This window comes from Lentzea sp. NPDC036955 (assembly GCF_055608005.1).
In genome coordinates, this window is sequence record NZ_JBVJRC010000004.1 from 54673 (window position 1) to 75025 (window position 20353).

Annotated in this window: 18 protein-coding genes; 13 read left to right on the forward strand and 5 right to left on the reverse strand. The window is 69.8% G+C overall.

Features of this window, described 5'->3' with window-relative positions:
* Window positions 1-9 precede the first annotated feature (9 nt).
* From ACZ7CF_RS13625 to ACZ7CF_RS13640, 4 genes are all read left to right on the forward strand, one after another.
* Window positions 10-1950, forward strand: a complete 1941-nt coding sequence (locus ACZ7CF_RS13625; RefSeq protein WP_470369704.1) for a DUF6541 family protein — start codon at window positions 10-12, stop codon at window positions 1948-1950.
* Between the two features lie 106 nt (window positions 1951-2056).
* The gene (locus ACZ7CF_RS13630; RefSeq protein ID WP_458434267.1) at window positions 2057-3265 is read left to right on the forward strand and encodes an ABC transporter substrate-binding protein; all 1209 of its coding nucleotides are present in this window, start codon (window positions 2057-2059) and stop codon (window positions 3263-3265) included.
* Window positions 3262-4140, forward strand: coding sequence for a carbohydrate ABC transporter permease (locus ACZ7CF_RS13635; protein WP_360396955.1), 879 nt, complete (start codon window positions 3262-3264; stop codon window positions 4138-4140). Before ACZ7CF_RS13630 ends, ACZ7CF_RS13635 begins: the two co-directional genes overlap by 4 nt.
* Complete coding sequence (locus ACZ7CF_RS13640) at window positions 4137-4949, forward strand: carbohydrate ABC transporter permease (RefSeq protein ID WP_470369705.1); 813 nt, start codon at window positions 4137-4139, stop codon at window positions 4947-4949. The genes ACZ7CF_RS13635 and ACZ7CF_RS13640 overlap by 4 nt, the downstream gene beginning before the upstream one ends.
* A 53-nt stretch (window positions 4950-5002) precedes the next feature.
* Here ACZ7CF_RS13640 and ACZ7CF_RS13645 read toward each other — a convergent pair whose 3' ends face one another.
* Window positions 5003-6904 (reverse strand): glycosyltransferase, encoded by a 1902-nt coding sequence (locus ACZ7CF_RS13645; RefSeq protein WP_458429752.1) that lies wholly within the window; start codon window positions 6902-6904, stop codon window positions 5003-5005.
* A gap of 184 nt (window positions 6905-7088) precedes the next feature.
* On the reverse strand, window positions 7089-8276 hold the full coding sequence (gene glf / locus ACZ7CF_RS13650; protein WP_360396958.1) for a UDP-galactopyranose mutase: 1188 nt from the start codon (window positions 8274-8276) through the stop codon (window positions 7089-7091).
* A gap of 97 nt (window positions 8277-8373) precedes the next feature.
* On the opposite strand from glf, the gene ACZ7CF_RS13655 reads away from it, so the two are divergent.
* The gene (locus ACZ7CF_RS13655) at window positions 8374-9672 is read left to right on the forward strand and encodes a hypothetical protein (RefSeq protein WP_470369706.1); all 1299 of its coding nucleotides are present in this window, start codon (window positions 8374-8376) and stop codon (window positions 9670-9672) included.
* Between the two features lie 70 nt (window positions 9673-9742).
* Here the strand turns inward: ACZ7CF_RS13655 and ACZ7CF_RS13660 are convergent, their stop codons facing one another.
* The 3 genes from ACZ7CF_RS13660 to ACZ7CF_RS13670 are packed head-to-tail and all read right to left on the reverse strand — an operon-like array spanning window position 9743 to window position 11672.
* Window positions 9743-10630 carry a glycosyltransferase family 2 protein gene (locus tag ACZ7CF_RS13660; RefSeq protein ID WP_360396960.1) on the reverse strand — a complete coding sequence of 296 codons (888 nt, stop codon included), beginning with the start codon at window positions 10628-10630 and terminating at the stop codon, window positions 9743-9745.
* Window positions 10631-10633: 3 nt separating this feature from the next.
* Window positions 10634-10981, reverse strand: coding sequence for a DUF2304 domain-containing protein (locus ACZ7CF_RS13665; protein ID WP_360396961.1), 348 nt, complete (start codon window positions 10979-10981; stop codon window positions 10634-10636).
* Window position 10982: 1 nt separating this feature from the next.
* A complete protein-coding gene (locus ACZ7CF_RS13670; protein WP_360396962.1) occupies window positions 10983-11672 on the reverse strand; it encodes a glycosyltransferase family 2 protein in 690 nt (229 codons plus the stop codon).
* Between the two features lie 195 nt (window positions 11673-11867).
* On the opposite strand from ACZ7CF_RS13670, the gene ACZ7CF_RS13675 reads away from it, so the two are divergent.
* The 8 genes from ACZ7CF_RS13675 to ACZ7CF_RS13710 are packed head-to-tail and all read left to right on the forward strand — an operon-like array spanning window position 11868 to window position 20348.
* On the forward strand, window positions 11868-12878 hold the full coding sequence (locus tag ACZ7CF_RS13675) for a Gfo/Idh/MocA family protein (RefSeq protein ID WP_470369707.1): 1011 nt from the start codon (window positions 11868-11870) through the stop codon (window positions 12876-12878).
* A 16-nt stretch (window positions 12879-12894) separates the two neighbouring features.
* Window positions 12895-13866, forward strand: a complete 972-nt coding sequence (locus ACZ7CF_RS13680) for an SDR family NAD(P)-dependent oxidoreductase (protein WP_458429755.1) — start codon at window positions 12895-12897, stop codon at window positions 13864-13866.
* The gene (locus ACZ7CF_RS13685) at window positions 13866-14999 is read left to right on the forward strand and encodes a DegT/DnrJ/EryC1/StrS family aminotransferase (RefSeq protein ID WP_360396965.1); all 1134 of its coding nucleotides are present in this window, start codon (window positions 13866-13868) and stop codon (window positions 14997-14999) included. Before ACZ7CF_RS13680 ends, ACZ7CF_RS13685 begins: the two co-directional genes overlap by 1 nt.
* The gene (locus ACZ7CF_RS13690) at window positions 14996-15688 is read left to right on the forward strand and encodes an acetyltransferase (protein ID WP_360396966.1); all 693 of its coding nucleotides are present in this window, start codon (window positions 14996-14998) and stop codon (window positions 15686-15688) included. The genes ACZ7CF_RS13685 and ACZ7CF_RS13690 overlap by 4 nt, the downstream gene beginning before the upstream one ends.
* Window positions 15685-16776, forward strand: coding sequence for a DegT/DnrJ/EryC1/StrS family aminotransferase (locus ACZ7CF_RS13695; RefSeq protein WP_360396967.1), 1092 nt, complete (start codon window positions 15685-15687; stop codon window positions 16774-16776). The genes ACZ7CF_RS13690 and ACZ7CF_RS13695 overlap by 4 nt, the downstream gene beginning before the upstream one ends.
* Window positions 16773-17360, forward strand: a complete 588-nt coding sequence (locus ACZ7CF_RS13700) for an acyltransferase (RefSeq protein ID WP_360396968.1) — start codon at window positions 16773-16775, stop codon at window positions 17358-17360. Before ACZ7CF_RS13695 ends, ACZ7CF_RS13700 begins: the two co-directional genes overlap by 4 nt.
* Window positions 17357-18874 carry a DUF2142 domain-containing protein gene (locus ACZ7CF_RS13705; protein ID WP_360396969.1) on the forward strand — a complete coding sequence of 506 codons (1518 nt, stop codon included), beginning with the start codon at window positions 17357-17359 and terminating at the stop codon, window positions 18872-18874. The genes ACZ7CF_RS13700 and ACZ7CF_RS13705 overlap by 4 nt, the downstream gene beginning before the upstream one ends.
* Entirely contained in the window at window positions 18858-20348 is a 1491-nt protein-coding gene (locus tag ACZ7CF_RS13710; RefSeq protein ID WP_458429758.1) for a DUF2142 domain-containing protein, read from the forward strand. Before ACZ7CF_RS13705 ends, ACZ7CF_RS13710 begins: the two co-directional genes overlap by 17 nt.
* Window positions 20349-20353: the final 5 nt, after the last annotated feature.

Sequence of the window (20353 nt, forward strand, 5' to 3'; positions counted from 1 at the left end):
AGGGATTTCATGCTCGACGCGGTCGCGTTGTTGGCTGCACTGGTCACGGTAGTGCTGCTCTGGGTACCGGGGCTGGCGCTGGCGGCGACCGCAGGTCTGCGGGGCTGGCTGCTCATCGGAGCGGCCCCGGCCGTCACCATGAGCCTCGTCGGCATCGCGGCGCCGCTGTTCCCGCTGGTCGGTGTGCAGTGGAACCTGTGGACGTTCATCGTCTGGTGCGTCGTCATCACCGGTGTCATGGGCGTGGTCGTGCTCCTGCTGCGCCGCCGCGGCCGTGAGCTGACCTTCCCGCAGGGTCCCTGGTCCACGTCCGGCCACCTCACGGTGGTCGTGTCGGTCGTCGTCGCGGCGTGCGTCGCGGTGCTGGTGCTGCGCGCCGCCACGCACGGGCTGGCCACCGTGCCGCAGGGCTGGGACGCGCCGTTCCACGGCAACGCGATCCGGCTCATCGCCGAGACCGGCAACTCCAGCCCGCGGGCGCTGGCCTGGATCGACGCGCCGGACAACCCCGGCGGCAGCTTCTACCCGAACGCCTACCACTGCTTCGAGGCGCTGGTCTACAACGTGAGCGGCGCCGACATCCCGCGGATCCTCAACACGGGCATGCTCGTCACCACCACGCTGACCATCCCGCTGGGCACGATCGCGCTGGTCAGGGCCTTCGGTGGCGCCGCGGGGTTCGCCGCCGCCAGCGCGCTGGTGTCCACGTCGTTCGCCTACTACCCCTGGGACCTCTACCAGTGGGGGCAGCTCTTCCCGTACGCGGCGGCGCTCGCCATGGTGCTGCCGTTCTTCGCCGTGCTGGTGCGCTGGCTCGACACCCGCGCCGACCGGCTCGGGGTGCTCGTCGCGTTCCTGGGTGCCGGTCTGACCGCCACGCACTCGGCGTCGGTGTTCGTCGCCGCCGGGCTCGGCGTGTTCCTGGTGCTGCAACGGCTGCTCGCCGACCCGCGCGAGTGGGTCCGCAGGGAGCTGCCGCGGCTCGCCGTGGTGGCGGTCGCGATCCTCGTGCTCGCCTCGGCGTACCTGCTGGGCGCGAGCAGCATGGCCGGTGCCACCGCCGCGTACAACTGGCCCGCCGTCACCACGGTCTCGCGGGCGTTCGGCGACGCGGTCCTGTTCGGCAGCGACGCGCCGTGGCCGCAGTGGCTGCTGGCGCTGTGCACGCTCGCCGGCCTGTTGCTGCTGTGGCGCGACGGCACCTGGCGCTGGATGGTCGCGGGCTACGCGCTGTTCCTCGGCCTGCTCGTCGCCGCGGCCGGTCTGGACGCCCCGTGGGTCCAGACGATCACCTCGCCGTGGTGGAACGACCGGTTCCGGCTCGCTGCCGTGATCATCCTGCCCGCCACGCTGGCCGCGGGCTGGACGTTGCAGACCGCGGCGCGCTGGGTCACCGAGAAGGTGCTGCAGCGCGTGCCGGAGACGACCAGGTCGCGCCGCACCGCCATCGCCGTGCTCGCGGTCGTCGCGATGGTGCTGGCCGGTGGCTACTTCGGCCAGAGCCACGGTTACGCGGCGCGCAACGCCGACCGCATGACGTGGACGTTCGACAGCCCGGTGCTCACGCCGCTGGAGCACCAGGGCCTGCTGGAGACCGGCAAGATCGTCAAGGACGGCGAGCTCATCATGAACGACCGCGGCGACGGCACCGTGTGGTCATACGCGATCTCGGGGCGGCGTCCGGTGATCGGCCACTTCCAGGGCAGCGTGGCCACGCCGAAGCGCGAGCTGCTGCTGAACAGGTTCAACCGCTTCGGCAAGGACCCGCAGGTCGCCGAGGCCATCCGCTCGCTCAACGTGAAGTACGTGATGGTCGGCTGGGGCATGATCGCGGAGTTCAAGCGCGCGGAGGGCCTGCAGAAGCTGGACCTGGTCGACGGGCTCACCCCCGTCTACCGCAACCCGGAGTTCCAGCTGTACCGCATCGACTGGGACGAGCTCGCCAAGTGAGCTGCTGACGGCGGAACCGCCGCTTCCGCCGCGCACTTCGAGTAATCCCTCGCGCACCTCGGGTGATCGGAGTAAGACGGGGTGGGTGATTTCCCGACGCAGACTTCTGTCCTTGGCAGGCGCGACGGCGCTGCTCACCGCGTGCGGTTCCAACACCGGCAGGGGCGGTAGCGGCCAGGCCCTCAAGCAGTGGTACCACGCCTACGGCGAGCCGGGTGTGCAGCAGGCGGTGGAGCGGTACGCCCAGTCGTACGGGAAGGTCCCCGTCGACGTGCAGTGGAACCCCGGCGACTACGACTCCAAGCTCGCGACGAGCCTGCTGTCCGACGGCGGACCGGACGTCTTCGAGTCCACCCCGCAGATCAGCTCGGTGCGGGCGGGTCAGCTCGTGCCGCTCGACGACGTGCTCGGTGCCGCCAGGGACGACTTCACCGCCTCGATCCTCGCCGGGCACACGGTCGACGGGAAGCTCTACGGCATCCCGCAGGCCGTCGACATGCAGATGTTGTTCTACCGCAAGAGCATGCTCAGCGCGGCCGGGGTGCAGCCACCGTCCACTGTGGATGAGCTGGTCGCCGCGGTCCGCACGCTCACGACCGGCGGGGTGAAGGGGCTCTTCGCCGGCAACGACGGCGGCGGTGCGGTGCTGGGCGGGCCCGCGCTGTGGTCGGTGGGCCTCGACTACGTGCGCGACCACCAGGTCGGGTTCGACGACCCGCTGGCGGCGCAGGCGATCGGCAAGCTGCGCGAGCTCTACACCAGCGGCGGTCTGCTGCTGGGCGCGGTGAAGGACTGGGCGGAGCCGGACGCGTTCACGCAGGGGCTGGTCGCCATGCAGTGGACCGGGCTGTGGGCGGTGCCCGCCGTGCAGAAGGCGCTGGGCGACGACTTCGGCGTGCTGCCGTTCCCGAAGCTCACCGGCGGCGGGAAGCCGAGCGTGCCGGTCGGGGCGTTCGGCGCGATGGTCAACGCCAAGTCGAAGCGGGTCGACGAGGCCAAGGAGTTCGTGCGCTGGCTGTGGGTCGAGCGGACCGACTACCAGGAGGACTTCAACCTGAGCTACGGCTTCCACGTCCCGCCGCGCGACAGCATCGCGGCGAAGGCGTCGAAGCTGTCGGCCGGACCGGCCGCCGACGCGGTGAAGTTCGTGCGGGACAACGCGAAGGCGTCCAACCCGCCGGACTGGACCTCGACGATGCGGACGGCGTTCAACGACGCGGTGTCGCGGGTCGTGCGGGACGGCGCACCGGCCGACGCGGAGCTGCGGGCCGCTGCCGCGAAGGCGCGGGACGAGCTGAAGCGTCTCTACGGATGAGGCACGGCAGGGCGTTCTGGCTGTTCGTCGGCCCGTTCGCCGCCGGACTGCTCGTGTTCGTGTACGTGCCGATCGGCTGGAGCGTGCTGCTGTCGTTCTTCGAGGCGCGCAACACGGTGACGCCGACGGAGTTCGTGGGGCTGCGCAACTACGCCGACATGCTGACCGACCAGCCGTTCCTGGCGAGCCTCGGGACGTTCAGCGTGTTCGCGGCGTTCATCGTGCCGTTGACGTTCGTGCTGGCGCTGGCGCTCGCGTTGCTGGTCAACCAGATCAGCTTCATGAAGGCGTTCTTCCGGTCGGTGTTCTTCCTGCCGACGGCGTGCTCGTACGTCGTGGCGTCGCTGGTGTGGAAGCTGTCGATCTTCAACGGGGTGCGGTTCGGGCTGGCGAACACGGTGCTGGGCTGGTTCGGCGCGGAACCCGTGGCGTGGACGGTGTCGACGTCACCGCCCTGGTACTGGCTGGTGCTGGTGACGCTGCGGCTGTGGTTGCAGCTCGGGTTCTACATGATCCTGTTCATCGCCGGCCTGCAACGGATTCCGCAGCACCTCTACGAGGCGGCGTGGATCGACGGGGCGTCGCGCGGCTGGCAGTCGTTGCGGTACGTCACGATGCCGCAGCTGCGCACGACGTCGGTGGCGGTGCTGCTGTTGCTGCTCGTCGCGGCCTACCAGGCGTTCGACGAGTTCTACAACGTGCTGGGCACCGACCGCGGCTACCCGCCGTTCGCGCGGCCACCGTTGATCTACCTCTACTACACGGCGCTGGGCAGCGGTGGCCAGGACTTCGGGCACGGCAGCGCGGGCGCGGTCATCCTGACGTTGCTGATCGCGGGAGTCACGTTGGTGCAGGGGCGGGTGTTCACGCGATGAGGGTGCTCCGGTACCTCGCGCTGTCGGTGGCGGCGGTGCTGTTCCTGGTCCCGTTCTACCTGGTGCTGCGCAACGGGTTGGCCACCGAGGCCGAGCTGACCGCGCCGACGTGGACGTTCTGGCCGGAGCGGATCCGCTGGGAGAACTTCGGCGAGCTCTTCGCGAACCCGGCGGTGCCGCTGCTGCGCAGCATGGTGAACTCGCTGGTGGTGGCGGTGCTGCAGACCGCGGGGCAGCTGCTGCTGTGCGGGCTCGCGGGCTACGGGCTGGCGCGCATCCCGTACCGCTACTCGAACGTCGTGCTGGTGCTGGTGGTCGCGACGCTGATGATCCCGGCGGCGGTGACGTTCGTGCCGACGTTCGTGGTGGTGTCGACCCTGGGCTGGGTGTCCGACCTGCGCGGGCTGGTGATCCCGGGCCTGTTCAGCGGGTTCACGACGTTCCTGTTCCGGCAGTACTTCCTCAACTTCCCGCGCGAGGTCGAGGAGGCGGCGCGGATCGACGGGCTCGGACACTGGGGCACGTACTGGCGGGTGGTCGTGCCGAACTCCAAGGGGTTCTTCGCGGCGCTGGGCGTGATCGCGTTCGTGACGAGCTGGAACCAGTTCCTGTGGCCGCTGGTGATCGCGCAGGACCAGGACTCGTGGACGGTGCAGGTGGCGCTGTCGACGTTCCTGACCGCGCAGTCGATCGACGTCGTGCAGCTGTTCCTCGCCGCGGCCGTGTCCATCACCCCGCTGGTGGTCGTGTTCGTGGCGCTGCAACGGTTCCTGGTGCGCGGGGTCACCGAGACCGGTGTGAAGGGCTGAGAACGGCGACGGGCCCCGCTGCACACCAGCGGGGCCCGTCGCCGTTCAGCTGATCAGTTCTCGAAGACCTTGCGCCACGACTCGACGGAGGTCAGCTCCGGCAGCGCGTCGCGGTACATCTTCTGCATCCGCGGCCATTCCGCGGACAGCCGGCGGTAGTTGGCGACCGCGCGCTTCATCAGTGCGCGGAACTCCTTCGGGTCGCGCTTGCGGAACGCGACACCGCTGCCGTCCGGGTGCGAGACCGTCGCGCTGTCCAGGTTGCCCAGCAGGTACCAGCGCGCGTTCGCCGACGGCACGTTGACCTGCGGGCGGGCCGTGGTCGACGGCTGCGGGCTGCGCAGGTTGTGCAGCACGGCCTTGCCGGCCTCGCGGGCCATGACGACCTTGTTCGAGGGCCTGCTGAGCATCTGCTCGGTGCGGACCATGTCGAAGGTCGGCGGCGGGAACTCGCGGGCCGACGGCAGGGTCTGCGCGTCCTGGAAGTTCTTGCGCAGCTCGCGGATCTCCGGCAGGGCCGTGCGCAGCGACTCGAACAGCTTCGACGGGCCCGCGAGGAAGTCCTCCAGCGCCTTCTGCTGGATCGCGACGGTCGAGTACTCCATCGACAGCAGGTGCACCAGCGACTGCTTCAGACCCTGCTTGAGCAGCGTCTTGCGCACGTCGTACGGGCTGTGCAGCGCGGCCAGGACGAGCCGGTTGCGGGTGTGGAAGTACGCCTGCCAGTCGGTGGCGTCGTTCTTGTCCGTCCACGGCATGTGCCACACGGCCGAGCCGGGCAGCGACACCGTCGGGTAGCCGCGGTCGAGCGCGCGCAGCGAGTACTCCGCGTCGTCCCACTTGATGAACAGCGGCAGCGGGTAGCCGGTGCGCTGCACGACCTCACGCGGGAACAGGCACATCCACCAGCCGTTGTAGGTCGAGTCGATGCGGGTGTGCATCTCCGCGGTCTCCCGCAGCGAGGACGCGCCGAAGTCGTGGTCGGTGAGCGCGCCGGGGGCGGCCCGCCAGAAGCAGGTGCCCAGGTCGACGACCTCGCCCATGCTGTGCAGCCGGGAGCGGGCCTGCAGGTTCAGCATGTGGCTGCCGACGATGACCGGCTGGGCGGCGGCGCGCGCGAACGCGTTGGACCGCAGCAGCGCGTCCGGCTCCAGGCGGATGTCGTCGTCCATGAGCATGATCTGGTCGACGTCGGTGTGCTCGATCGCCTCGTACAGGCCGCGGGTGAAGCCGCCGGAGCCGCCGAGGTTCTCCTGCTCGATGACCTCCAGGCGGTCGCCCAGCACCGCGGCGGCCTCGGCGAAGCCCTCGGTGTCGCGGACCTTCACGGCGCCCTGGTCGGCGACGAAGACCTTCTGCACGACGTCGAGCACGGCCGGGTCCTCGCCGAGCGTGCGCAGCGCGATGACCGCGTCGACCGGGCGCATGGTCGTCATGCCGATGGCGACCTTCTGCGCGGGCAGGTCCTGCTCGGTGGTCCACGCCGCGTGGTCGATCTCCAGCGTCGAGTCGTCGGTGAAGACGTCGAACCAGATCCAGCCGCCGTCCTCGTACGGCTTCAGGTTGATCTTGAAGGTGACCTCGGTCGCGGTCTTGGGGCTGCGGACCGTGGTGCCTTCGAGGTGCACGATGTCGCCGCTGGGCTTGGAGCGGTAGACGTCGATGCGGCCGGCGCCGCGCACGGACATGCGCAGCACGACGTCGTCGATGACCGTCCAGCGCCGCCAGTAGGCAGCGGGGAACGCGTTGAAGTACGAGGCGAACGAGACCCGCGCGGACTGCGGGATGGTGACCGCCTGGCGCGAGGACACGTGGCTGTGCACGTGCTCGGGCTCGTCGAGGTACAGCGGTCGGACGTCGAGCGGGTCCTCGTCGCGCGGCAGGATCACGCGCTGGAGGACCTTCGTCGGGTCGATCGTCTTAACGGCGGCCTTGGCCTTGGCCTGCTCAGTCACGTGCTTCCTCCGGCGAACCGCCACGGGTGCGTCGACGGTTCGAGTCAGCTCAGTCGATGGCGACGACGGCACCTGCCACACCAGGTGAACGCGGCGTGCGTGCCGTCGGGTTGCATGGTAGGAGATGGGCACGGAAAAGCCCGCCTGAACCACAGGTTACCGCAGGTCAGGCGGGCTAATCACATCAGTCGAGTGAACCGTCGAGCGCGGCGCCCCCGCTGAGGTGCGGGGCGATCTTGTTGTCGAACACGCTCAGCGCGGAACCGATCGCCATGTGCATGTCGAGGTACTTGTACGTGCCGAGGCGGCCGCCGAAGATCACGTTCTTCTCCGCGGCTTCGGCCTTCGCGAGCTCGCGGTAGCGCTCGAGCTTCTCGCGGTCCTCGGCCGTGTTGATCGGGTAGTACGGCTCGTCGTCCTTCTCCGCCGACCGGGAGAACTCGCGGACGATGACCGTCTTGTCCGACGGGTAGGTGTCGCGCTCGGGGTGGAAGTGCCGGAACTCGTGGATGCGGGTGTACGGGACGTCCGCGTCGTTGTAGTTCATGACCGGCGTGCCCTGGAAGTCGCCGATCGGCAGGACTTCCTGCTCGAAGTCGAGCGTCCGCCAGCCCAGCCAGCCCTCGGAGTAGTCGAAGTACCGGTCCAGCGGGCCGGTGTAGACGATCGGCGTGCCCGCGGGGATCTCGTCGCGCACGTCGAAGAAGTCCGTCGACAGCTTCACGTCGATGTTCGGGTGGTCCGCCATCTTCTCGAGCCACGCGGTGTAGCCGTCGACCGGCAGGCCCTCGTAGGTGTCGTTGAAGTAGCGGTTGTCGAAGGTGTAGCGCACCGGCAGGCGGGTGATGACCGCCGCGGGCAGCTCCTTCGGGTCGGTCTGCCACTGCTTCTGCGTGTAGGCCTTGATGAACGCCTCGTAGAGGGGGCGGCCGATCAGCGAGATCGCCTTCTCCTCGAGGTTCTTCGCGTCCTTGGTGTCGATCTCCGCGGACTGCTCGGCGATGTAGGCCTTCGCGTCCTCCGGCGACATGTACCGGCCGACGAACTGCGAGAGCAGGCCCAGGCCCATCGGGAACTGGTACGCCTGACCGTTGTGCATCGCGAACACGCGGTGCTGGTAGCCGGTGAACTCGGTGAACTGGTTCACGTACTCCCACACGCGCTTGTTGGACGTGTGGAACAGGTGCGCGCCGTAGCGGTGCACCTCGATCCCTGTCTCGGGCTCCGCCTCGGAGTAGGCGTTACCACCGATGTGGTCACGACGATCGAGCACCAGGACCCGCTTGTTCAGCTGGGACGCGGTGCGCTCGGCGACCGTGAGACCGAAGAACCCGGAACCGACGACAATCAGGTCATAACCTGCGAAGCTCACCCACAAGAGGGTAGCCGTGACGGCGGCCACCGCTGCCGACGCCCCCTCAGCGCCGCCTTCCGCTCAGGCGTGCGCGGGCACTGTCTAAGGTGGCCGGGTGCTGTCCTCGGTACGTCCCAAGCTGCTCAGCCCTCCTGTCCTGATGGCGGCCGGGCTCGGCGTCTTCGGCCTGGCCGGGTACCTGTTCGTCACGCTGACCAGCCGCACGCTCGTGACGAGCGAGGCGCTGCGCGCGACGAACTTCTACTTCGTGGTCAACGTGGTCGGTCCCGGCATCTTCTTCGCGCTGGAACAGGTCACCAGCCGGTCGGTGAGCGCGGCCGTCGCCTCCGGGCACGCGCTGCGCCCGGTCGTGCGCAAGACGTGCATCGGCGGCGCGGCGCTCGTGGGCGTCGTGATGGCGGGCCTGCTGCTGATGTCGCCGTACCTGCTGCCCAACACCCTGTACGGCGACTGGTGCCTGTTCCTGGGGGTCCTGGCCACCCCGGCGATCCTCGCGGCGCTGAGCATCGTCCGCGGCGCGCTCGGCGGCCTGCAGCGGTTCACCGGCTACGCCGTGTCGCTGATGGTCGAGGGCGGCGCGCGGATCGTGGTCGTGTCGCTGCTGGTGTTCGGGCACGTGTCGTCGGCGTGGGTCTTCGGCATCGGCTACCTCGCGAGCTCGCTGGTCGCCGTGGGTGCCGGCCTGCTGTGGCTGCGCGCCGCCCCGAGCGGGGGCGACGACCGCGTCCCCGGCGAGGTGCCGCTGCTGACCAAGGCGCTCGCCGCGCTCGCGACGGCCAGCCTGCTGGCCCAGCTGCTGCCGAACCTCGCGCCGCTGATGGTGTCCTCCCGCCTCGGCGAGGGCAGCGTGGTGGCGCTGGCGTTCGCCCAGGCCGTGGTGGTCGCCCGCATCCCGCAGCTCGCGTTCTTCCCGGTGCAGACGATGTTGCTGCCCGCCCTCACGGCCGCCGTGACCAGGGGCGACTTCGCCTTCGTCAAGCGCCGCATCATGCTGACGCTCGGCGCGGTCACGGCGGTGGGCCTCGTCTACTCCGTGCTGTTCGTGCTGGTCGGCTCGTGGGTGCTGCGGGTGTTCATGGCCACCGACACCTCGACGCTGACCGCGCTGGTCATGGGCCTGCTGGCGTTCGGCACGGTGGTGCTCATCGGCGTGTTCGCCGTGCAACCGGCGCTCGTCGCGATGGGCCACGACCGCACCATCACGATCGCGTGGGCCATCGGCACCGCGTCGACGTTCGGCTTCGCGCTGCTGCCGGGGGACGTGCCCACGATGGCGGCCGCCGCGCAGGTCGTGGGGCCGGCGCTGACGCTGCTCGTGATCTTGGTCAGCTTCTTCCGGTTGTCCGCCGCGGCGCAGCAGCGCAGCGACGCGGTCGCCGCCGCCGAACGCTGAGAACGACCCGAACACGAAGCGGCCCCCGTCGGTGACGGGGGCCGCTTCGGCGTTCAGCGTGCGGAGCGGGTCAGCTCAAGCCGCGCTTGGCCAGCGCCATCGTCCGCTTCACGTCGCCACCCTTGAGGGCGTCCAGAGCGGACTGCATCGCGTGCAGGCGGCTGAAGACGTGCAGGCGGGCCGCGCGGGCCGCCTTCGTCCAGCCCTTCGCCTCCAGGCGCTTCGCGGCGTCGAGGTAGAAGTGCTTCTCCTCGTCGAACCGGATGACGTCCTTGGCGTGGTTGGACGAGTGGCTCGCCATGTGGCGGCGGTAGCGGAACACCGGCGTCGGGTCGAGCGCCAGGGTGCCACCCTCCAGCAGCAGGTCCGTGACCCAGCCGAGGTCGCCGATCGAGCCGAAGTCGTGGCGGATGGTGGTGCCCGCGACGACGTCCTGGCGGAAGGCCATGGCCGGCACGTACAGCCAGTTGCCGTTCATCAGGCTGGCCAGCGCCTCGGGGCCGTCCAGCTCGCGCTGCTTCCACGCGTTGCGGCCCGCGAAGACCTTCACGCGGTCGGCCAGCGGCAGCGGGTCGTGCGGCTTGCTGTTGTCGTCGACCACGATCACGCCGGGGTGGGCCATGATCGCGTTCGGGTGCCGCTCGAACATGCCGAGCACGACCTCGACGTAGTTCGGCTCCAGCGCGTCGTCCGCGCCCAGCACGACCAGGTACGTGCCCCGGCCCATGGACATGGACCTGGTGACGTTCTCCGTCGCGCCCAGGTTGACCTCGTTGCGCACGTACTCGATGCGCGGGTCGCCGATCTCCCTGATGTAGTCCTCGGCCGCGGTGCCGGGGTACTGGTCGTCGACGACCGTGAGCAGCCACTCGTCACGGGTCTGCGCGCACACGCTGTCGATCATCTCGAAGAGGATCTTCGGCTCGAGGTAGTACGGCGCCACGAAGTGGACGGTCATGACTTACTTCCCAGCTTCCTCGGTCGGCGGCTCGGCCTGGCGGATCGCGATCGCCCTCGCCAGCCGCGCGTAGCGCAGCTCGAGCTCCTTGAACCGCAGGTAGGTGTTCAGGGTCGCGGCGGTGAACACGATGACCACGCCGTACAGCAGCAGGTCGGTGCCGCGGCCGACGCCGAGCCAGCCGGCGATGACCGTGAGGTCGCTCGGCCGGAGCACCGAGTAGACGCCGAAGACCACGAACAGGATGAACGCCAGCTTGACGCTCGCCGCCGACTTCGCGTTGCCCCGCTTGCGCACGAAGAGGATCAGCAGGCCCGCGACGAGGAGGACGAGGATGTACTGAATAGGCATGTCAGTGCGCCCGGCCCTTCAGCATCGTGTCGAAGAGGATGTTGACGCCGTTGATCAGCGACTGGCCCTTGGACATCGAGTACTCGGTGTAGAGGATCGTCACCGGCTCCTCGGTCACCCGCCAGTTCCGCACGGCGATGAGCTCGACGATCTCCGACGCGTGCCCCATGCCGTTGAGGGTGATGTTCATCTCGTCGGCGACCTTCTTGTTGAAGACGCGCAGCCCGTTGTGGGCGTCGGTCAGGCCGAGCTTGCGCGTGCGCGGGCTCAGCAGCACGACCGTCTTCAGCACGATCCGCTTGATCAGCGGGACGCTCTCCTGCACGTCGCCGCGGAAGCGCGTGCCGACGACGATGTCGACGTCCTCGGACCGCAGCCGCTCCAGCATCGTGAGGACGTCCTCGACGCGGTGCTGGCCGTCGGCGTCGAAGGTCACGAAGTACTTGGCGCCCGGCTGCTTGCGGGCGTACTCGATGCCGGTCTGGATGGCGGCGCCCTGACCGAGGTTGACCGGGTGCTGCACGAGGTGGGCACCGCCGGCGCGGATGCCCTGCGCGGAGTCGTCCTTGCTGCCGTCGTCGACGCACACGATGTTCGGGAACGTCTGGCGCGCGTGGCGGACGACCTCTTCGATGACCTGCCCCTCGTTGTAGCAAGGGACGATGAGCCACACGTCTGGCCAATCGGTCACAACGGAACTCCAAAGAAGCCGCTACATGGGGGACGGGGTCGTCACACGTCGCACGCACGACCCGGCCGGAGCGTACTGCAACGGCACCCCTCTACACTGCCTCGGGTACTGCCCCGGCCACCACCGCGGTACCCGCGCGACCCGATCGGTCTGCGCCTTGGTCAGGGGTTTTCCGATCTTGGAGAGGACTTCTCGATGGTTGGTGTGGCCGTCGTCGGCGCCGGTTACTGGGGCCCGAACCTGGTGCGGAACATCCAGGCGACCCCGGACTTCCGGTTGACCACCCTGTGCGACCTGAACGTGGAGCGCGCCCAGCAGGTGCTGGGCAAGTACAGCACGGTGAAGGTCAGCGGGTCCCTGGACGAGGTGCTGGCCGACCCCGAGGTCGAAGCCGTGGCCGTGGCCACCCCCGCCGCCACCCACCTCCCCGTCGCGCTCGCCGCGATCGAGGCGGGCAAGCACGTGCTCGTCGAGAAGCCGCTGGCGTCGTCCTACGCCGACGGCCTGAAGCTGGTCGAGGCCGCTGAGCAGCGCGGACTCACCCTCATGCTCGACCACACCTTCGTCTACACGCCGGTCGTGCAGCACCTGCGCGAGCTCGTGCGCGGCGGTGAGCTCGGCGAGCTGCAGTACGTCGACTCGGTGCGCATCAACCTGGGTCTCGTGCAGCCCGACATCGACGTGCTGTGGGACCTCGCCCCGCACGACCTGTCGATCCTCGACGCGATCCTCCCCGACGGCGTGCGCCCGGTCGCCATCGCCGCCCACGGCTCCGACCCGGCGAACCTGGGCCGCGCCTGTGTGGCGTACCTCTCGGTGCAGCTGTCCAACGGGGCGATCGCGCACGCGCACGTGAACTGGCTGTCCCCCACCAAGATCCGCACGATGATCGTGGGCGGCTCCGGCAAGACCGCCGTGTGGAACGACCTGGACCCGACGCAGCCGCTGGCCGTCTACGACCGCGGTGTCGACTGGCCGACCGACGAGGAACGCCGCATCTCCTACCGCATCGGCGACGCCGTGGCGCCCGCCCTCAAGGGTGGCGAGGCCCTGCGCGCCGTGATGGCGGAGTTCGCCGCGGCGATCATCGAGAAGCGCGCGCCGCTCACCGACGGGCGGGCGGGCCTCCGCGTGCTCGCGCAGCTCGAGGCCGCATCCCAGAGCCTTGCCCAGGGCGGCACTTTCGTGCCCGTAGTGAACGCATAACTGAGGAGCACCGAAGATGGAGTTGACCGACCGGCGGATCGTGGTCACCGGCGGTGCCGGCACGATCGGCTCACACGTGGTCGACCAGTTGCTGGACGCGGGTGCCGCGAAGGTCGTCGTCATCGACGACCTGAGCCGCGGCCGCGTGCAGAACATCGCGGAGGCGCTCGAGCGGGCGCCGGAGAAGGTCGAGCTCGTCGAGGGCGACATCCGCGACATCCCGCTGGTCAAGAAGACCGTCGCGGGCGCGGACGCCGTCTTCCACCTCGCCGCGCTGCGCATCACGCGCTGCGCCGCGGAGCCCCGCGTGGCGCTGGAGGTGCTGGTCGACGGCACGTTCAACATCATCGAGGCGGCCGTCGAGGCGAACGTCGAGAAGGTCATCGCGTCGTCCACGGCGTCGGTCTACGGCCTGGCCGAGGAGTTCCCCACCACCGAGCGCCACCACCCGTACAACAACGACACCTTCTACGGTGCTTCGAAGGCGTTCAACGAGGGCATGCTGCGCAGCTTCAAGGCGATGCACGACCTCGACTACGTGGCGCTGCGCTACTTCAACGTGTACGGCCCGCGGATGGACGCGCACGGCAAGTACACCGAGGTGCTCATCCGCTGGATGGAGCGCATCGAGGCCGGCCAGCCGCCGCTCATCCTCGGCGACGGCAAGGCCACGATGGACTTCGTGCACGTCAAGGACATCGCGCGCGCGAACATCCTGGCGGCGCAGGCGGACGTCACCGACACCGTCTACAACATCGCCTCGGCCACCGAGACCTCGCTCATCGACCTCGCGCGTGCGCTGCAGGAGGCCATGGGCGCGACCGGTGACCTGGAGTTCGGTCCGGAGCGGTCGGTCAACGCCGTGCCGCGCCGGCTCGCGGACATCTCGGCCGCCGAGCGCGAGCTGGGCTGGAAGCCCACCATCTCCATGCACGACGGTCTCGTCGAGCTGGTGCAGTGGTGGCGCAGCGTGAAGGGCGACGTCTGATGATCCCGGTTATCAAGCCCTTCCTCGGTGAGGAGGAGGCGCTCGCCGCGGCGGAGGTCGTCCGCTCCGGCTGGGTCGCCCAGGGCCCGCGGGTCGCCGAGTTCGAGAAGCAGTTCGCGCTCGCCCAGGGCGCTGGTCACGGTGTCGCGGTCTCGAACTGCACCACCGGCCTGCACCTGGCGATGCACGTGCTGGGCCTCGGCCCCGGCGACGAGGTCGTCATCCCGTCGTTCTCGTTCATCGCGACCACCAACGTCGTGCGCTACGTCGGCGCGACGCCGGTGTTCTGCGACGTCGACCCGGCCACGGGCAACGTCACCGCCGAGACGGTCGAGGCGGTCATCACGCCCAGGACGCGCGCGGTCATCGCGGTGCACCAGGGCGGCATGCCGTTCGACGTGGACGCGGTGCAGGCGGTGTGCGACAAGCACGGCGTCCAGCTGGTGCACGACTCCGCGTGCGCGGCGGGCTCCACGTACAAGGGCGGTCCGGCCAGCGCGTCGGCGAACCTCGCCGCGTGGTCGTTCCACCCGCGCAAGCTCCTCACCACCGGTGAGGGCGGCATGGTCACCACCAACGACGCCGACCTGGCCGTCCGCCTGCGCAAGCTGCGCGAGCACGGCATGAGCGTCTCCGCGGCCGACCGGCACGCCACCAGCAGCGTCAAGCTGGAGGCGTACGAGGAGCTCGCGTTCAACTACCGGATGACCGACATGCAGGCCGCCGTCGGCATCATCCAGCTGTCCAAGCTGGACGGCGTCATCGCGAAGCGCCGCGAGCTCGCCGAGCGCTACCACAAGATGCTCGCCGAGATCGACGGCCTGACCTGGGTGAGCGACCCGGAGTACGGCACGACGAACTACCAGTCGTTCTGGGTCGTGCTGCCGGACTCGGTGGAGAAGTCCGTCGTGGACGTCCTCACCGACCTGCTCGGCAAGGGCATCTCCGGCCGCCGCGGCATCATGGCCGCGCACCTCGAACCCGCCTACGCGGGTGCCGAGGAGGCCGAGCGCGCCGAGCTGCCGGTGACCGAGCACCTGACCCGGCGCTCGCTGATCCTGCCGCTGTTCCACCAGATGACCGAGTCCGAGCAGGACCAGGTCGTGTCGGCACTGGCGGAGTCGCTGAGGTGACCGCGGCTCGCCCGTTGCTGCTCGTCGGTGCGGGCGGACTGGCTCGGGAGGTGTTGGGCGCGGTCCGCGCGCTCAACACCGCCTCGCCGGCGTTCGAGGTGCTGGGCTTCCTGGACGACAACCCGGCCCGGCACGGTGAGCTCGTCGACGGCCTGCCGGTGCTCGGTGGCGCCGACACGGTCCACGAGCACCCCGACGCGCAGGTCCTGATCTGCACGGCCAGCTCGCGCAACCAGGCGTCGCGGCGGACGATCTCCGCCCGGCTCGGCCTGCCCGACGAGCGCTACGCCACCGTCGTCCACCCCCTCGCGAGCGTCGCCCACGGCGTCGAGATCGGCCACGGGTCGGTCCTGCTCGCGTTCGTCGCCGTCACTGCTCCGCAGCGGATCGGCGCGCACGTCGTGGTGATGCCGCACGTGACCATCACGCACGACGACCAGATTTCCGACCACGTCACGTTCGCGGCCAGGGTCGCCCTGGCCGGCGGCGTGACCGTGGGTGAGGCCGCCTACCTGGGCAGCGGTGCGCTGGTCAGGGAAGGCCTGTCCGTCGGCGAGCACGCGCTGGTCGGCATGGGCGCGGTGGTGCTCGAAGACGTTCCGCCGTACGAGGTGTGGGCGGGTACCCCCGCGCGCCGCCTGCGGGTTCTCCCGCAGTCCGACGATCTCATGAGGACGAACAAGCGATGAAGATCCCTCCCGTTGACCTGAAGTTCCAGCACGCCGAGATCGCCGACGAGGTCGCCGCGGGCTGGGAGCAGGTGCTGGCCAACACCGCGTTCATCGGCGCGCCGCAGATCGCCGAGTTCGAGAAGGCGTACTCCGAGTACAGCGGTGTCGCGCACACCGTCGGCGTCGGCAACGGCACCGACGCGCTGGAGCTGGCCCTGCGCGCGGTCGGCGTCGGCCACGGTGACGAGTGCATCGTGCCCGCCAACTCCTTCATCGCGACCGCCGAGGCCGTGGCCCGCGCCGGCGCCACCCCGGTGTTCGTCGACTGCGACCCGGACACCTACCTGATCGACACCAAGGCAGCGGTCGCCGCGTTCACCGAGCGCACCAAGGCCGTCCTGCCGGTGCACCTCTACGGCCAGATGGCGCCGCTGGAGGAGCTCAAGCCGGCGTGCGACGAGCAGGGCATCTTCCTGATCGAGGACGCCGCGCAGTCGCAGGGTGCCAAGCGCAACGGCGCCATCTCCGGCTCGGTCGGCCACGCCGCCGGCACCAGCTTCTACCCCGGCAAGAACCTCGGCGCGTACGGCGACGCCGGTGCGGTGACCACGCAGGACGCCGACCTCGCGCAGAAGGTGCGCCTGCTCTCGCAGCACGGTTCGCCGACCAAGTACGTGCACAGCACCCTGGGCTTCAACAGCCGCCTCGACACGCTGCAGGCCGTCGTGCTGCACGCGAAGCTCAAGCGCCTCAACGCGTGGAACGTCATGCGCCAGGAGGTGGCCGCGTACTACGGCGAGCTGCTCGCGGGCGTCGAGGGCGTGCGGACGCCGGTGACCCTTGAGGGCAACGAGCACGTGTGGCACCTCTACGTCGTCCGCGTCGCCGAGCGCGACCGGGTGCTCAAGCACCTCCAGGACAACGGCGTCGGCGCGCAGATCCACTACCCGACCCCGATCCACAAGACCGAGGCGTTCGCGACCGCCGGCTCGTTCCCCAACGCCGAGCAGACCGCGGGCGAGATCCTCTCGCTGCCGATGTACCAGGGCCTGACCCGTGCGCAGCAGGAGCGCGTGGTCGAGGTCCTCGCGGAGGCGGTCAAGTGACCGGCGTCTTCGTCCACCCCAACGGTCTCTGCGAGAGCGAGACCGTCGGGGAAGGCACTCGGGTGTGGGCGTTCGCGCACGTGCTCAAGGGCGCGCGCATCGGGCGCGACTGCAACATCTGCGACGGCGCGTTCGTCGAGAACGAGGCCGTGCTGGGCAACAACGTCACGGTGAAGAACAACGTGCTCGTGTTCAACCTCGTGACGTGCGAGGACGACGTGTTCCTCGGGCCGAACGCGGTGTTCACCAACGACATGCGCCCACGCGCGCACCAGAAGCTGGGTTCGGACGCGCTGCTGCCGACCCTGGTGAGGTCGGGCGCGACGATCGGCGCGAACGCGGTCGTGGTGTGCGGCACGGTGATCGGCGAGAACGCCTTCGTCGGTGCCGGTGCCGTGGTCGCCCGCGACGTGCCCGCGCACGCGTTCGTCGTCGGCAACCCGGCCGTGCAGAAGGGCTGGGTGTGCCGGTGCGCCACCCGCCTGGACGAGGACCTGACCTGTCCGCAGGACGGCACCCGGCACCGGTTGATCTCCGAGACCGAGGGCCTGGCAGCCGTTGCCGTGACTGAGAGCGCACCGTGACCGTGTCCCGGTCGTCCGCCCGGCTCTGGCTGTTCGCGTTCCTCGGGTTCTTCCTGCTGAGCGCGTCGTGGGCGATCGCGGCACCCTATGAGGGGCCGGCGGACGAGTCGCGGCACACCGTGCGTGCCGCGGGCATCTTCGAGGGCCAGGTCATCGCCGAGCAGGACGCGGCCGGTGCGGTCCAGGACGTCCCGGCGAGCCTGCTGGTCAACTGGTGCTTCCAGCAGCAGGTCACCGTGCCGGCGGACTGCCTGCACGCGCGCTACCCCTCCGAGGGTGAGGCGCTGCACGAGGAGTCCACGCCGGCCGGGCGCAACAACCCGGCCTACTACGTGGTCGCCGCCTGGCCGCTCGCGTTCTGGCCGAACTGGACCGGTGTCGTGCTGAGCCGGCTCGTCACCAGCGCCATCGCCTCCGCGCTGCTCGCGAGCACGGTCGTGGCGGCGGCGCGCTGGAACCGCAGCAGGGCGATGGCCGCCGGTCTGATCGTCGGGGCCACCCCGATGGTGTTCCACGTCTACGGCTCGGTGAACCCGCAGAGCCTGGAGATCCCGGCGGGCGCGGCGCTGTTCGCCTCGATGATGGCGCTGGTGCAGGCCGAGAAGGCCGGTGCGGGCGTCAACCGGGCCGCGGTCGCGCTGGCGGGCATCTCCGCCGCCGTGCTCGTGGTGCCGCGGTTCACCGGCATCATGTGGCTGGTCGGCATCATGCTCGTCGCGCTGGTGCCGTCCTCGAAGGACCGGTTGCGCGAGCTCTGGCGGTCGGCGACGGTCAAGCGCTGGTCGGTGTTCGTGGCGTTCGCGACGGCACTCGGCCTCTCCTGGACCGTGCTGGTGAAGCCGGCGGACCCGTCGGGCTACGACCACGGCTGGACGTTCGGCTACATGGCGAAGTTCGTGATCGCCGACCTGTGGCCGAACATCGCCTACCAGATGGTCGCGGTGACCGGCTGGAACGAGACGCTGATGCCGCGGCTGGTCTACGTCGCCTGGTTCATGGCGGCCGGACTGCTCGTGCTCGGCGGTCTCGTCGTCGGCAACCGCACCGACCGGTGGCGGCTGCTCTTCCTGTTCTTCGGCACGTTCGCACCGCTGCTCGTGCTGGAGCTGCTGAGCGCCAACCAGATCGGCTGGTTCAACCAGGGCCGCTACTTCCTGCCGGGAGCGATCGCGCTGCCGATGCTCGGGGCGTGGGTCATCTCCCGCAGGGCGCTGAACGACGAGCAGATGGGCCGGATCGCCCGCCTGCTCGCGGTGTTCCTGCTGCCGATCCACCTCGTGTGCCTCGCGTACACGATGACCCGCTGGCAGTCGGGCCTCGCGTCGATCAACCCGTTGCGGGGCAGCTGGTCCCCGGCGTACGGCTCGGTCCTGCCGCTCGTGCTGGCCGTGGCCGGGATCGCGATCACGCTCGTCGTCCACTGGCGGATCTCCCGGGTTCCCGCGGCGGCCGAGCCGAAGCCCGTGACCGACGAAGAACCCGTCAAGGAGCCGATCCGTGCCGCCAACAGCTGAACGTTCCGGAGTGCGGCTGTGGCTGGTGTCGTTCGTCGGCTTCGCCGCGCTGTTCGCGGGCTGGGCGTTCGCCACGCCGTACAACGGTCCGCCGGACGAGTCGCAGCACGTGCTGCGCGCGGCGGGGGTCGTGCGCGGCGAGATCATCGCCAAGCAGGACATCAACGGCGGTCTGCAGCTCGTGCCGGACAGCCTCTACCCCGGTTTCTGCTTCCCCACCAAGGCGACGGTGCCCGCCGACTGCGAGCCGGAGCCCGGTGGTGACGAGACGCTGCGGGAGCTCGACACGACCGCGGCGCGGTACAACCCGGTCTACTACGCGGTGACGGGCTGGCCGCTGCTGCCGTGGCCGAACTGGACCGGGATCATGCTCACCCGCCTGCTGACCGGTGCCGCCGTGGCTGCGCTGCTCGCCGGCACGGTGGTGGCCGCGGTGCGGTGGACGCGGCACCGGGCGCTCCTCGCCGGTGTCGTCGCGGCGACCACGCCGATGGTCGCGCACCTCGCCGGTGCGGTGAACCCGCAGGGCGTCGAGATCGCCGCCGGTGCGGCGCTGTTCGCGAGCCTGCTGGCCCTGGTGCACGAGCAGCGGGCCGGGGTGAACCGCGCGGCCGTGGCGCTGGCGGGGATCTCGGCGGCCGTGCTCGTGACGCCGAAGTTCACGGGTGCCATGTGGCTGTGCGTGATCTTCGGTGTGGTGCTGCTGCCGTCCTCGAAGGACCGGTTGCGCGAGCTGTGGCGGTCGGCGTCGGTGAAGCGCTGGTCGGTCCTCGTCGTGCTGGCGACCGTCGCGTCGCTCGCGTGGACGCTGGTCGTCAAGCCGGCCGACCCGACCGGGTGGGACCGCAAGCAGACGCTCGCGATGGTGCTGAAGCACGCGTTCGTCCACGCGTGGCCGAACAACGTCTACCAGATGATCTCCGTGCCCGGCTGGGCCGAGCTGGAGATGCCCCGCCTCGTCTACATCGTGTGGATCATGGTGGTCGGGCTGCCGCTGCTGGCCGCTTTCGCGCTCGGCGACCGGGTCGAGCGGTGGCGGCTGGGAGCGCTGGCGTTCGGCGCGTTCGTGCCGTTGCTCGCGCTGGAGGTGCTGAGCGCCAACCGGATCTGGTTCTTCAACCAGGGCAGGTACTTCCTCACCGTCGCGGTGGCGTTGCCGATGCTCGCCGCGTACGTGCTGGTGCGGCACGGTTTCACCGCCCGGCACATGCGGACGATGACGCGGTTGTTCGCGGTGCTGACGCTGCCGGTCCACGTGGCGTGCCTGCTGTACGCGATGACGCGCTGGCAGTCGGGGCTGAAGTCGCTCAACCCGCTCGAGGGCGAGTGGACGCCGCCGCTGGGTTCGGTGCTGCCGATCGTGCTGGGGGTGGTGGGGGCCGGTGTGCTCTTCGCCGCCTACTGGTGGGCGTCGAGGGTTCCGGAGCGGGTGCACGTCCAGTCCGAACCGGAGCAGGTGACGACGTCCGTCTGACGCAA

Excerpts from the sequence above, each read along its gene's own strand:
- ACZ7CF_RS13625 (WP_470369704.1), top strand. The coding sequence starts at position 10 with ATGCTCGACGCGGTCGCGTTGTTGGCTGCACTGGTCACGGTAGTGCTG.
- ACZ7CF_RS13635 (WP_360396955.1), top strand. The coding sequence starts at position 3,262 with ATGAGGCACGGCAGGGCGTTCTGGCTGTTCGTCGGCCCGTTCGCCGCC.
- ACZ7CF_RS13640 (WP_470369705.1), top strand. The coding sequence starts at position 4,137 with ATGAGGGTGCTCCGGTACCTCGCGCTGTCGGTGGCGGCGGTGCTGTTC.
- ACZ7CF_RS13660 (WP_360396960.1), bottom strand. The coding sequence starts at position 10,630 with ATGACCGTCCACTTCGTGGCGCCGTACTACCTCGAGCCGAAGATCCTC.
- ACZ7CF_RS13665 (WP_360396961.1), bottom strand. The coding sequence starts at position 10,981 with ATGCCTATTCAGTACATCCTCGTCCTCCTCGTCGCGGGCCTGCTGATC.
- ACZ7CF_RS13675 (WP_470369707.1), top strand. The coding sequence starts at position 11,868 with ATGGTTGGTGTGGCCGTCGTCGGCGCCGGTTACTGGGGCCCGAACCTG.
- ACZ7CF_RS13680 (WP_458429755.1), top strand. The coding sequence starts at position 12,895 with ATGGAGTTGACCGACCGGCGGATCGTGGTCACCGGCGGTGCCGGCACG.
- ACZ7CF_RS13685 (WP_360396965.1), top strand. The coding sequence starts at position 13,866 with ATGATCCCGGTTATCAAGCCCTTCCTCGGTGAGGAGGAGGCGCTCGCC.
- ACZ7CF_RS13695 (WP_360396967.1), top strand. The coding sequence starts at position 15,685 with ATGAAGATCCCTCCCGTTGACCTGAAGTTCCAGCACGCCGAGATCGCC.